The organism is Streptomyces sp. NPDC051940, assembly GCF_040680895.1.
GTDB lineage: Bacteria > Actinomycetota > Actinomycetes > Streptomycetales > Streptomycetaceae > Streptomyces.
This window is the reverse complement of sequence record NZ_JBFAXR010000032.1, coordinates 31177-43678: the sequence shown is the minus strand read 5'-3', so window position 1 is coordinate 43678 and position 12502 is coordinate 31177. Positions and strand designations below refer to the sequence as shown.

General features: G+C 71.4%; 12 protein-coding genes and 1 riboswitch. Of the genes, 8 read left to right on the top strand and 4 right to left on the bottom strand.

Annotated elements, in window-relative coordinates:
- Nucleotides 1–102 precede the first annotated feature (102 nt).
- Nucleotides 103–678: a TerD family protein gene (locus AB0M28_RS15420; RefSeq protein WP_365403737.1), complete on the top strand. Its 576-nt coding sequence runs from the start codon at nucleotides 103–105 to the stop codon at nucleotides 676–678.
- Nucleotides 679–796: 118 nt separating this feature from the next.
- Complete coding sequence (locus tag AB0M28_RS15415) at nucleotides 797–1309, top strand: GNAT family N-acetyltransferase (RefSeq protein ID WP_365403734.1); 513 nt, start codon at nucleotides 797–799, stop codon at nucleotides 1307–1309.
- Nucleotides 1310–1330: 21 nt separating this feature from the next.
- On the opposite strand, the gene AB0M28_RS15410 is transcribed toward AB0M28_RS15415, so the two are convergent.
- The gene (locus tag AB0M28_RS15410; RefSeq protein ID WP_365403731.1) at nucleotides 1331–1909 is read right to left on the bottom strand and encodes a Uma2 family endonuclease; all 579 of its coding nucleotides are present in this window, start codon (nucleotides 1907–1909) and stop codon (nucleotides 1331–1333) included.
- Between the two features lie 131 nt (nucleotides 1910–2040).
- Here AB0M28_RS15410 and AB0M28_RS15405 point away from each other — a divergent pair, with 131 nt between their 5' ends.
- A complete protein-coding gene (locus AB0M28_RS15405) occupies nucleotides 2041–2538 on the top strand; it encodes a hypothetical protein (RefSeq protein ID WP_365403825.1) in 498 nt (165 codons plus the stop codon).
- Between the two features lie 98 nt (nucleotides 2539–2636).
- On the opposite strand, the gene AB0M28_RS15400 is transcribed toward AB0M28_RS15405, so the two are convergent.
- Complete coding sequence (locus AB0M28_RS15400; protein WP_365403729.1) at nucleotides 2637–3311, bottom strand: pentapeptide repeat-containing protein; 675 nt, start codon at nucleotides 3309–3311, stop codon at nucleotides 2637–2639.
- A 103-nt stretch (nucleotides 3312–3414) separates the two neighbouring features.
- Between AB0M28_RS15400 and AB0M28_RS15395 the strand changes: the two genes are divergently transcribed.
- Nucleotides 3415–4401 (top strand): zinc-binding dehydrogenase, encoded by a 987-nt coding sequence (locus AB0M28_RS15395; protein WP_365403726.1) that lies wholly within the window; start codon nucleotides 3415–3417, stop codon nucleotides 4399–4401.
- Nucleotides 4402–5031: 630 nt separating this feature from the next.
- Here AB0M28_RS15395 and AB0M28_RS15390 read toward each other — a convergent pair.
- Complete coding sequence (locus tag AB0M28_RS15390; protein ID WP_365403723.1) at nucleotides 5032–6444, bottom strand: trehalose-6-phosphate synthase; 1413 nt, start codon at nucleotides 6442–6444, stop codon at nucleotides 5032–5034.
- Between the two features lie 75 nt (nucleotides 6445–6519).
- The gene (locus tag AB0M28_RS15385) at nucleotides 6520–7488 is read right to left on the bottom strand and encodes a glucosyl-3-phosphoglycerate synthase (RefSeq protein ID WP_365403822.1); all 969 of its coding nucleotides are present in this window, start codon (nucleotides 7486–7488) and stop codon (nucleotides 6520–6522) included.
- 187 nt (nucleotides 7489–7675) lie between these two features.
- Nucleotides 7676–7811, top strand: a riboswitch (SAM riboswitch).
- Nucleotides 7812–7827: 16 nt separating this feature from the next.
- Here AB0M28_RS15385 and thrC point away from each other — a divergent pair.
- The 4 genes from thrC to groL all read left to right on the top strand — a co-directional run bounded on the left by thrC (nucleotide 7828) and on the right by groL (nucleotide 12300).
- Nucleotides 7828–9108 (top strand): threonine synthase, encoded by a 1281-nt coding sequence (thrC, locus tag AB0M28_RS15380; RefSeq protein ID WP_365403720.1) that lies wholly within the window; start codon nucleotides 7828–7830, stop codon nucleotides 9106–9108.
- A gap of 1 nt (nucleotide 9109) precedes the next feature.
- A complete protein-coding gene (locus AB0M28_RS15375; protein ID WP_365403717.1) occupies nucleotides 9110–9385 on the top strand; it encodes a MoaD/ThiS family protein in 276 nt (91 codons plus the stop codon).
- A 525-nt stretch (nucleotides 9386–9910) separates the two neighbouring features.
- Entirely contained in the window at nucleotides 9911–10117 is a 207-nt protein-coding gene (locus tag AB0M28_RS15370; RefSeq protein WP_005486335.1) for a cold-shock protein, read from the top strand.
- Nucleotides 10118–10677: 560 nt separating this feature from the next.
- The gene (gene groL, locus AB0M28_RS15365) at nucleotides 10678–12300 is read left to right on the top strand and encodes a chaperonin GroEL (RefSeq protein WP_365403714.1); all 1623 of its coding nucleotides are present in this window, start codon (nucleotides 10678–10680) and stop codon (nucleotides 12298–12300) included.
- Nucleotides 12301–12502: the final 202 nt, after the last annotated feature.

Here is a 12502-nt window from a genome sequence, read left to right as displayed (position 1 = left end):
TTGCCGAGGCCGGTGGAACCGCCGAAAGCGTCGCGGCGTTGCGATAGGTGACGGTAGCTTCGGGTTTACCGGCTGCCGGTATCGACTAGGAGGGGACTACCCATGGCTGTAAGCCTGTCCAAGGGCGGCAACGTCTCGCTGACCAAGGAGGCGCCCGGACTGACCGCTGTCACCGTGGGCCTCGGCTGGGACGTCCGCACGACCACGGGGACGGACTTCGACCTCGACGCGAGCGCCATCGCGGTGAACCCGAGCGGCAAGGTCTACTCCGACGGACACTTCGTGTTCTTCAACAACAAGCAGACGCCCGACCAGACCATCGTCCACACCGGCGACAACCTCACCGGCCAGGGCGAGGGCGACGACGAGCAGATCAACGTCAACCTGGCGGGCCTGCCCGCGGACATCGACAAGATCGTCTTCCCGGTGTCCATCTACGACGCCGAGAGCCGCGCCCAGAACTTCGGCCAGGTCCGCAACGCGTACATCCGCATCATCAACCAGGCCGGCGGCACCGAGATCGCCCGCTACGACCTCTCCGAGGACGCGGCGACCGAGACCGCGATGGTCTTCGGCGAGCTGTACCGCAACGGCGCGGAGTGGAAGTTCCGCGCGGTCGGCCAGGGTTACGCCTCGGGCCTCGCGGGCATCGCGCAGGACTTCGGCGTGAACATCTGACGCCTCCGTCATGGCAGTGGACGGCCTCCGGCAGCCGCCGGGGGCCGTCCCGTCGTTTCCGGGGCGGGGCGGGCCGCCGGCGTCGGGTGCGGGCGGCCCGGCGCGTAGCCTGTCCGCCATGCTGCTGGAACCGTTGGCCATCGAGGGCGGGGACCTCCCCGCACCGCTGCGTGCCGAGCTCGCCGGGCTCTACGCCTCGAACGTCGCGTTCTTCACGCTGAGCGGCGATTTCCCCGACCCGCTGCGGATCACCGCCGAGCAGGTGGCGGCGTCGGTGCGGGACGATCTGGCACACGACGGGGCGGAGTACCTTCTGGCCCGCGACGGGGACGGCGCGCTCGTCGGCATCGCGGCGACCGCCGCCGTACACCCGGATCCGGCCGATCCGTACCCGTGGATCGGGCTGCTGCTTGTGCACGGCGAGCGTCATCGCGAGGGGCTGGGCGGCCGGCTGGCGGGCCTGGTGGAGGACCGTTTCCGTGCGGCGGGGCGGCCGGGTGTGCGGCTCGCGGTGCTGGAGAACAACCCGAAGGGGCTCGCCTTCTGGACGGCGCGGGGGTACGAGGTGGTCGACCGCCGGCTGGACCGGGGTGCGGGGCGGCCGTGCGTGGTGATGGAGAAGCGCTTCTGAAGGTGTGTTCCGCCGGGCCGGTCAGACCTCGCTGAGGTCGACCTCGAAGCCGAAAGGCTCGGGCAGTGTGAAGGGCCCTGTCATTTTGGCCTTCACCGCGCTCGTGTACTCGCCGTCCTCCGGCGCACTGTGCACCCAGACCGCGCCTGCCTCCCGGTCCACGAGCACGTAGACGGGGATACCGGCTCGTGCGTAGCTGTACAGCTTCCGCTCCCGGTCGTTGCGGGCGGTCGACTTCGAGGTGACCTCGGCCACGAGGAGCACGGGCGCGGGGTCGTGCCATTCCTGGTCGTCGACGAAACTGCCGTTGGGCGCAATGACGAGATCGGGAATGACGCAGTCATGGGGTGCCGCGCCGGGCAGCCTCAGCCCGACCCCCTGGAGCCGGACGAGGTCCTTGTGGTGGTCGCGGATCTGGCCGTTCAGCTCGGACAGGAGCACTTCGTGCTCACCGTTCGCGGGAGGGACCACGTGGAGTTGTCCTTCGATCAGTTCCACGCGCCAGCCCCGGGGGACAGCGGCGCTTGCCGCGAAGAAGGCGTCCTCGACCGGGTCCGTTGCAGCCATGCGCACCTCGTGTTCCGGGATTGTCAGTGCCACGGGCCACCTCCTCGTGGGAGCGGCGGTTCCAGCGTAGGTGAGAGGGTGCGGACCGTTCGCCATGAACGTCACCCGAACGGGTGTCCAGTGACGTTTCTGCAGGCCATGGGGCAACCGTGCCACCATGGACCGTGCTCGACATCGGCTACAGCCTCTCCCCCCGCTTCCCCGACCCGCCGCAGACCGACTACCGCCGGGCGGACGTGAAGACCCTGCGCCACGACCTGTTCTGCGGGGACGTGTACCTCGCCGACACCGACACCGACCGGGAGCTGTCCACAGCCTGGGGATGGGTGCCGGTGCTCGACTTCGCGTGGGCGCTGTGCGACGTCGTGGAGCGGCTCGACCGCGATCCGCTCGGGAGCCGGGCGGCGAAGCCGCAGTGGGCGGAGCTGGACTTCACGGAGTCGACGGACTGCCTGACCTTCGAGCGGCGCTTCGGCTGGGTCGACGTACGGGCGGACTGGCAGCGGTCCGGTGAGCCGGCGCTGCAGTTCCGGCACGAGGAACTGCGCCGCGAGGCACGGGACTTCCTGCACGACGTGATCGCGGACCTCGTCGACATGCATGAGGGGCTCGCGGACAATCCGGTGGTCTGGGATCTGCAGGCGCGCTTCCGGAGGTTGTGAGCGGGGGCCTGCCTTCCGGCGGGCGTGAGCGCGGTCGGCTTTCGGCGGGGGTCTGGTCGGCTCTCGGCGGGGGCTGGTCGGCTTTCGGCGGGCGCCGGTCAGCGCGGCCTCACCTCCACGCCCAGCTGTGCCGCGAACGCGGGGGCGAGGTCGAAGAGCTGCTCCGGGCTGATCGTCGCGCCGCGGAGGGAGTCCAGGCCGCGGGTCACCGTCAGCTCGCGGGCCCCGCGCAGGTCGACGTCCGTCAGGGCCGCGCCCGTGAAGTCCGCGCCGCGCAGGGAGCAGCCCGCGAACGACACCCGCGTCAGACGGGCCTCCTGGAAGTCCGGCTCGACCAGCACGCAGTCCTCGAAGACCACGTCCGTGAGGCTCGCGCCCCGGAAGTTGAGGAAGTCGGACTTGCCGCCGCGGACCACCACCCGCTCGAACGCCGCCCCGTGCAGGGCGACTCCGCCGAACCGCGCGTCCGTCAGCTCCGCGTCCCGGAAGACCGCGTCCGCCAGGTCAGTGCCCGTGCCCCGTACGCCCTCCAGCGCCGAGTCGATGAAGCGGGCGGCCGTCAGCCGCGTCCTGTCCAGCGCGACGCCGCGCAGCGCGCAGTCCAGGAAGCGCGCCCCGCTGCCGTCCTCCCCGGACAGGTCCGTGCCGGGCAGCTCCAGGCCGTCGTAGTCCCCGTCGGGCTCCAGGCCCTCCCCGGGGAACGGCCGCAGCGGCGGCAGGCGCAGCTCGGGGCGGCGGGGAGGCTTCGGGCCCTGCTGGGTCTTCGTCGGCATGCGCCCATCCTTGCGCAGGGGTCTGACAGCGGCTTGACCTCAAGCAAGGTTCAGGTCGCAGGCTGGGTGCGAGTCCACGCCGAACGATGTCGGGGAGATCCTCATGTACGCCATCCGCCTGCACGCCTTCGGGCCCGCCGAGAACCTGCGCTACGAGGAGGTCGCCGACCCCTCGCCCGGGCCCGGCCAGGTCCGGGTCGCCGTCGCCGCGGCGGGCGTGCATCTGCTGGACACGTCGTTGCGGCAGGGTGCCGCGGGGCCGTATCCGGCGCCCGAGCTGCCGACCATCCCCGGGCGGGAGGTCGCGGGCACGGTCGACGCGGTCGGGCCGGGTGTGGACCCGGGCTGGCTGGGCAAGCGCGTCGTCGCGCACATCGGGCTGCGGCCCGGCGGGTACGCCTCGCTCGCCGTCACCGAGGTGGAGCGGCTGCACGAGCTGCCCTCCGGGCTGGGTGAGGCGGAGGCGGTCGCGATGATCGGCACGGGGCGTACGACGATGGCGTTCCTGCACTTCGCGGAGCTGACGGCGGACGACGTCATCGTCGTCACCGCCGCGGCGGGGGGCGTCGGGTCGCTGCTCGTGCAGTACGGGAAGAACCTCGGGGCCACGGTCGTGGGGCTGGCGGGCGGGGCCGAGAAGGTGCGCCGGGTGTCGGAGCTGGGCGCCGACATCGCCGCGGACTACACGGATCCCGAGTGGGCGAAGCGGGTCGCTGCGGCGCTCGGCGGGCGTACGGCGACGGTGCTGCTGGACACCGTCGGCGGGGACGCGGCGCGGGCCGCCCTCGATCTGCTCGGGCGGGGCGGGCGGCATCTGGTGCTCGGGTGGTCGTCGGGGGCGGCGCTGTCCCTCTCCGAGGAGGAGCAGCTCGAGCGGGGGATCAGTTCGCGGGGGGTGCTCGGGCCGAACTGGCTCGACGCGGTCGGGGGTGAGGATCCGCTGCGGCGGATGGAGACGGCGGCGTTGGCCGAGGCGGTGGCGGGGCGGTTGGTGCCCCTGGTGCAGCGGTTCCCTCTTGTGGAGGCGGCTGCGGCTCACCGGGCGCTGGAGGGGCGTCGGACGATGGGGAAGGTCGTCCTCGTCCCCTAGCCCCGCCCGTCTCCAGCCCCACTGCGGGGGCTCCGCCCCCGACCCCCCTTCGCGGGCTGCGCCCGCACCGCGCCTGCGGCGCTCGTCCTCAAGCGCCGGACGGGCTGGAGGGTGCGGTTGCGCGGGCGCCTGCGGCGCGCTTCGGCTCCGCCGAAGTCCTCAAGCGCCGGACGGGCTGGGGTTGGGCTCTTCGCGCTGACGCCTGGCGGCTGGCGTGTCGGCGCTGCGCGCCTCGTCCTCAAGCGCCGGACGGGCTGGAGGGTGTGGTTGCGCGGGCGCCTGCGGCGCGCTTCGGCTCCGCCGAAGTCCTCAAACGCCGGACGGGCTGGGATTGGGTCCTTCGCCCTGACGCCTGGCCGCCTGGATATCAGCCCTCGTCCTCACGCCTGGCCGCCGGGGTATTGGCCCTTGCCCTGGTGCCTGGTGGACGGCAGGCCCGCTGTGTGCCCGTCCCTCTTACGTGGCCACCCCCCTCTCAGGGGGTTCGGGGGCGAAGCCCCCGGGAGCTGCGTGGGCGGGCACTCTGGTCCACGGGGTTCGGGGGCGGAGCCCCCGGGATCTGCGCGGGCGGGCACTCCGGTCCAGGGGGCGGGGGCGGAGCCCCCGGAATCGGTCAACCGGCGGAGGGTGTCAGGCGCGTAGCGCGTGTAGTTGGGATGTGAACCACGCCTGCGGGGGCAGCGCCGTGGCTGCCGCCGCGAGGCGTTTCGTGCGTTCCGCGCGCTCGTGAGGCTCCATCACGAGCGCCTCGTGCAGGGCCGTCGCCGTGGACTCGATGTCGTACGGGTTGATCAGCAGGGCGTCCTCGCCGAGTTCCGCCGCAGCGCCCGCCTCGCGGGAGAGGACCAGCGCGCAGCCGTCGTCGGAGACGACCGGGATCTCCTTGGCGACCAGGTTCATGCCGTCGCGGATGGGGTTCACCAGGGCCACGTCCGCCAGGCGGTACGCGGCGAGGGAGCGGGCGAAGTCGTCCTTCACGTGGAGGATCACCGGGCGCCAGCCGGGCGTGCCGAACTCGTCGTTGATCGCGTCCGCGAGGCGGCGTACCTCCGCCGTGTAGTCGCGGTAGACCGCGAGGTCCTGGCGGGAGGGGTACGCGAAGGCCAGGTGGACGACGCGCTCGCGCCACGACGGGTGCTGCCGCAGCAGCCTGGCGTACGCCTGCAGGCCGCGGACGATGTTCTTCGACAGCTCCGTGCGGTCGACCCGCACGATGACCCTGCGGTCCGCGCCGCCGATCTCCTCGCGCAGCGCCGCCATCCGCTCCGCGACGTCCGCGCGGTGCGAACGCTCGCGCAGGAACTCGGCGTCCGCGCCGAGCCCGTACACCGCCAGCTCGGTGCTGCCGACCCCGCCCGGCAGCAGCTCCTCGCAGCAGCGCGCGAACGCCTGCGCCCACCGCGAGGTGAGGAAGCCGAGCCGGTCCGCGCCCAGCATCCCGCGCAGCACCTGCTCGGCGACGTCGTCGGGCAGGAGGCGGAAGTACTCGGGCGGCGCCCAGGGGGTGTGGGAGAAGTGGCCGATCCGCAGGTCCGGGCGGCGCTCGCGGAGCATCCCCGGCACCAGGGTGAGGTGGTAGTCCTGGACGAGGACCGCCGCGCCGCGCGCCGCCTCCTCGGCGAGGGCGTCCGCGAAGGCGGCGTTGTACGAGCGGTACGAGGCCCACTGTGAGCGGAACTCCGCGTCGAAGGACGGCTCGAGGGGGGTCTGGTAGAGCATGTGGTGCACGAACCACAGGACGGAGTTCGCGACCCCGTTGTACGCGTTGTGGAAGACGGTCGCGTCGATGTCGAGCATCCGGACCGCCTGCCCGCCCGTGTCCTCGGCGGCCAGCCGCCGCCCGCCGCCCGCCGCCCGGCGGTCCGCGTCGCCGAGCGCCGCGCAGACCCACACCGCCCCGGCCTCCGGCCCGATCGCGCTGAGCCCCGACACCAGCCCGCCCCCGCCGCGCTTCGCGGTCAGCGTCCCGTCGTCGGCGAGGGCGTACGACACGGGACCGCGATTGGACGCGACGAGGACCTCTGCACCGTGCTCAGCGACCATGTCTGCGAGCCTAGCCGCGCCGCCCGCGCGCCAAACGTGTTCCGCGTCCGTGCGGGTCATCCGCGTCCCCCCGGGTCAGGCGGCCCGGCGCCGGACGTACTCCGGGATGTCGAGCATCGGGGGGCGCTCCTCCGTGTCCACCTCGTGCGTACGGGGCTCGAAGCCGCCCTCCGCGGCGCGGTCGAACTGGGTGAGCCGCGGGCGCACCAGATGGCCCCGGGCCAGGCGCAGCTGCGCGGTGCGGTAGATCGCGGCCGCCATCCGGCCCAGGGCCTGGCCGTCCTGGTGCCGGTGGCGCCGTACGCCGACGTCGACCTGGGCCATCGCGTCCAGGCCCACCGAGTGCAGGGTGTCCACCAGCAGCCCCAGCTCCACGCCGTAACCCACCGGGAACGGCAGCGTCTCCAGCAGCGAGCGGCGGGCCGCGTACTCGCCGCCCAGCGGCTGGACGAAGCCGGCCAGCTGCGGCCAGTGCAGGTTCAGCAGCGGGCGCGCCACCAGCTCCGTGACCCGGCCGCCCTGCCCGGGCGTCGCGCCCGCGAACGCGGGGTCGAGCGGCCGGTCGTACATGGCCTTGACGAACGCGAGGTCCGGATCGGTGAGGAGGGGGCCGACGATGCCCGAGACGAACGCCGGGTCGAAGTCCTTCAGGTCCGCGTCGACGAACGCGACGATCTCCCCCGTCGTCGCCAGCAGCGACCGCCACAGCACCTCGCCCTTGCCGGGCAGCGCCGGCAGCCGCGGCAGCACCTCGTCGCGGTGCACCACCCGCGCGCCCGCGGCGGCGGCCACCTCGGCCGTACGGTCCGTGGAGCCGGAGTCGACCACCACCAGCTCGTCGACCAGCGGTGCCTCCTCCATCAGCGCCTTGCGGATCGTCCGGACGATCAGGCCGACCGTCGGCTCCTCGTTCAGGGCGGGCAGCACCACGCTGACGGTTCCCCGCGGCCCCAGCGCCCGCTTGGCGGCGAGGAGCGCGGGGAGCGGCCGGTCCGCCGCTGACCAGGACCGGGTGCTCAGCCAGCGCTCCACCTCGTCAAGCACCTGCATACCTCCGGGTCTGGGTCTCGGTCTGGGCCTGGAATGTGGCGTGTCTCGCGGTTCGGACGACTATCTCAACAGTCGCGGGTGTCGGTTACAGTCTTGAACAGCGCGTGTGACCACCGCATGTCGGGGTCGATCAGGCGCGTACAAACCGATCGGACAACACCGCTCGGACACAACTTCATACCGCTCATCCAGAGGGGCAGAGGGAACGGCCCGTTGAAGCCCCGGCAACCCTCCGACCGGTCCTCCTAGCAGAGGCCCCCGGCGGAGATGGTGCCAATTCCGTCCTGCGGCGAGGTCCGCCGCGGGGAAGATGAGGAGAGAGGCCTCCGCTTCATGGCTGTCGAGACAGTTGCACCCGCCACCGATGTCACGCTGGGCTCCGCCGTCGCGCTGAGCTGCCGCGAGTGCGGGCACCGCGTACCGCTCGGACCGGTCTTCGCCTGCGAGGAGTGTTTCGGGCCGCTCGAGGTCGCGTACGACCTGCCGAGTGGCGACCCGGAGGGCCTGCGCAAGCGCATCGAGGCCGGTCCGCAGAGCATCTGGCGTTACGCCCCGCTGCTTCCCGTTCCGGCGGACGTGGCGTCCAAGCCCAACCTGAACCCCGGCTTCACCCGGCTGATCACCGCCGACCGGCTCGGCGCCGAACTGGGCGTGGAGCCCGGCAGGCTCTTCGTGAAGGACGACTCCGGCAACCCGACGCACTCCTTCAAGGACCGCGTCGTCGCCATCGCCGTCGAGGCCGCCCGCGTCTTCGGTTTCACCACCCTGTCCTGCTCCTCCACCGGCAACCTCGCCGGCGCGGTCGGCGCCGCCGCGGCCCGCGCGGGCCTCAAGTCGTGCGTGTTCATCCCGCACGACCTGGAGCAGGGCAAGATCCTCATGGCCGCGGTGTACGGCGGCCAGGTCGTCGGCATCGAGGGCACCTACGACGACGTGAACCGCTTCTGCTCGGAGCTCATCGGCGACCCGATCGGCGAGGGCTGGGGCTTCACGAACGTCAATCTGCGGCCGTACTACGCGGAGGGGTCGAAGACCCTGGCGTACGAGATCTGCGAGCAGCTGGGGTGGCGGATCCCCGACAACATCGTGATCCCGGTGGCCTCCGGCTCCCAGCTCACCAAGATCGACAAGGGGCTGAAGGAGCTCATCGCCCTCGGCCTGGTCGAGGACCGGCCGTACAAGATCTTCGGGGCCCAGGCGGAGGGCTGCTCGCCGGTCTCCCGCGCCTACAAGGACGGCCACGAGGTGGTCCGCCCGGTGCGGCCGGACACCATCGCCAAGTCCCTGGCCATCGGCAACCCGGCCGACGGTCCGTACGTCCTGGACATCGCGCGTCGCACCGGCGGCGCGGTGGAGGACGTCGACGACACCGCCGTCGTCGACGCCATCAAGCAGCTCGCCCGCACCGAGGGCGTCTTCGCGGAGACCGCGGGCGGCGTCACCTTCGGCGTGCTGGCCAAGCTCGTCGCGGACGGCCGGATCAGCCCGTCCGAGACCACCGTCGCCATCAACACCGGCGACGGCCTCAAGACCCTCGACGCGGTGGCCCCCACGACCGGGCTGTCCGCCGTCATCCGCCCCACCCTGGACTCCTTCCGAGAGGCTGGCCTCTGACATGAGCGTGAACGTCCGCATCCCCACCATCCTGCGCACCTACACCGGCGGGCAGGCCGAGGTGAGCGCCGAGGGCGCGACCCTCGCCGACGTACTGACCGACCTCGACAGGAACCACACGGGCATCGGCGCGCGCGTCCTGGACGACCAGGGCAAGCTGCGGCGCTTCGTGAACGTGTACGTCAACGACGACGACGTCCGCTTCGCGTCGGGCCTCCAGACGCCGACGCCGGACGGCGCGGGCGTCTCGATCATCCCGGCGGTGGCGGGAGGCTGACGTCCCTTCCCGCCGTCGCCAACTCGGCCCGCTGCGCGCCCCCTTCCGGATGGATCCGGGAGGGGGCGCGGTGCTGTCGGGGTGCGTTCGCGGTGGTGTCGGGGTGCTGTGCTGTGACGTACGGGACAGGACCTGTGGGGCGGGTCGGTGCTGTGCGCGGGATTACTAGCGATAGGGTTGGGATGTTCCCCGGTGGTGTCCGCCGGGTGGTTCATGCCCGACGCATATGAGAACGCGACAAGTTGTGGCCGAAGTCGGCGTGCGAATTGTCGTGTTGGTGGGCTATGCCCGGCCCGTTTTGCCCTGAGGTGCTGGGAATTGGGCTGATTAATACCGATCGGGTGTGCCCAGAATTCTCGTCCGATTGACCTGTTGCAGTGGGCATCGGTGCAGATACATTCAGCCGCGGTCGACGCGTTCCGGCGTACGCCTCCGGGGAGTTGCGGGGGAAGAGCCGGGGGTGAGGTCTGACCCGGGTCCGCGAAGTGCGGTCCTGTGTAAGGGCCAGCAATAGGGGAGTTAGGAATGGCTCAGGGCACCGTCAAGTGGTTCAACGCGGAGAAGGGGTACGGCTTCATCGCGGTCGACGGTGGTGCGGATGTTTTCGTCCACTACAGCGCGATCCAGATGGACGGGTACCGCACCCTCGAGGAAGGTCAGCGGGTCGAGTTCGAGATCTCGCAGGGCCAGAAGGGGCCGCAGGCAGATATGGTCCGCCTCGCCGCGGGCTGACTTTCACGCCGCGCATCGGCCACAGAAGCTTCACGACGAGGGGCCCGCATCCGGGGAGGGATGCGGGTCCCTCGCTGTTTCGGGGTGGTTGGGGGATGGGCGGTTGCCGCGGGGCTGGCGCCGATGTCAGCCCGTCCGGCGTTTGAGGACTGAGGCGCGCAGCGCCGAATCGCGCCGCAGGCGCCGGCGCGACGGGACGCTTGGAGCGCGACCGGCACCGATGTCAGCCCGTCCGGCGTTTGAGGACTGAGGCGCGCAGCGCCGAATCGCGCCGCAGGCGCCGGCGTGACCGCACGCTTGGAGCGCGACCGGCACTGATCGCAGCGAGACAAAACCCCAGGTCGGACCCCACCGCGGCGACTGCCGCTTGCACTCGACCACCCCGAGTGCTAATCATTGGCGTTAGCACTCTCCCCGTGAGAGTGACAAAAACGTAGGACCGGAGTTCGGTGAGGTCCGCGAAGGGGTGGGGCAAGGAACCGCCCCGAATCGCGGGCCGTCCGTCGCGGGCGCCAGCGCGGTCCGGAGAAATCCACCCCGTCCTGGGAGGACCACTTCACATGGCCAAGATCATCGCGTTCGACGAGGAGGCGCGGCGCGGCCTCGAGCGCGGGATGAACCAGCTCGCGGACGCCGTCCGGGTCACCCTGGGCCCGAAGGGCCGCAACGTCGTTCTGGAGAAGAAGTGGGGCGCCCCCACGATCACCAACGACGGTGTCTCCATCGCCAAGGAGATCGAGCTCGAGGACCCGTACGAGAAGATCGGCGCCGAGCTGGTCAAGGAGGTCGCCAAGAAGACGGACGACGTCGCCGGTGACGGCACGACGACCGCGACCGTCCTGGCCCAGGCGCTGGTCCGCGAGGGCCTGCGCAACGTCGCCGCCGGCGCCAACCCGATGGCCCTGAAGCGCGGTATCGAGAAGGCCACCGAGGCCGTCTCCGGCGCGCTGCTGGAGCAGGCGAAGGACGTGGAGACCAAGGAGCAGATCGCTTCGACGGCCTCCATCTCCGCCGCCGACACCCAGATCGGCGAGCTCATCGCCGAGGCCATGGACAAGGTCGGCAAGGAAGGCGTCATCACCGTCGAGGAGTCCCAGACCTTCGGTCTGGAGCTGGAGCTCACCGAGGGTATGCGCTTCGACAAGGGCTACATCTCCGCGTACTTCGCCACCGACATGGAGCGCATGGAGGCGGAGCTCGAGGACCCGTACATCCTCATCGTCAACTCCAAGATCTCCAGTGTGAAGGACCTCCTTCCGCTGCTGGAGAAGGTCATGCAGTCCGGCAAGCCGCTGCTGATCATCGCCGAGGACGTCGAGGGCGAGGCCCTGTCCACGCTCGTCGTGAACAAGATCCGCGGCACCTTCAAGTCCGTCGCGGTCAAGGCCCCGGGCTTCGGCGACCGTCGTAAGGCCATGCTGAACGACATCGCCATCCTCACCGGCGGTCAGGTCATCTCCGAGGAGGTCGGTCTCAAGCTCGAGAACGCCACCCTCGACCTGCTCGGCCGGGCCCGCAAGGTCGTCATCACCAAGGACGAGACCACGATCGTCGACGGCGCCGGCGAGTCCGACGCGGTCCAGGGCCGGGTCAACCAGATCCGTGCCGAGATCGAGGCCTCCGACTCCGACTACGACCGCGAGAAGCTGCAGGAGCGCCTGGCGAAGCTCGCCGGCGGTGTCGCGGTCATCAAGGCCGGTGCGGCGACCGAGGTCGAGCTCAAGGAGCGCAAGCACCGCATCGAGGACGCGGTCCGTAACGCCAAGGCCGCCGTCGAGGAGGGCATCGTCGCCGGTGGTGGCGTGGCCCTGCTGCAGGCCGGTTCGGTCTTCGAGAAGCTCGAGCTCCAGGGCGACGAGGCGACCGGTGCGGACATCGTCCGCAAGGCGCTGGCCGCGCCGCTCACCCAGATCGCCGTCAACGCCGGCCTCGAGGGTGGCGTCGTGGTGGAGAAGGTGCGCAACCTGGCCGTCGGCCACGGTCTGAACGCCGCGACCGGTGAGTACGTCGACATGATCGCCGAGGGCATCATCGACCCGGCGAAGGTCACCCGGTCCGCGCTGCAGAACGCGGCGTCCATCGCCGCGCTCTTCCTCACGACCGAGGCCGTCATCGCTGACAAGCCGGAGAAGGCCGCGGCCCCTGCGGGTGGCGGTATGCCCGGTGGTGACATGGACTTCTGAGCCTCGCGCTCATAAGGCCTGTTTTTTCGGAGGCGGTTCCCCTGGCGGGGGGCCGCCTCCGGCGCGTTTGCGCCGGGTTTGCGGTCCGGTGCGGGGGCTGCGCGCCCGGCGTCCGCGCTGCTCCGGCGCTGCCCGTGTCGTCGCGTTGCGCTGCGGGGCTCCGCCCCGGGCCCCGTCGCGGCCTGCGGCCGCATCGCGCCTG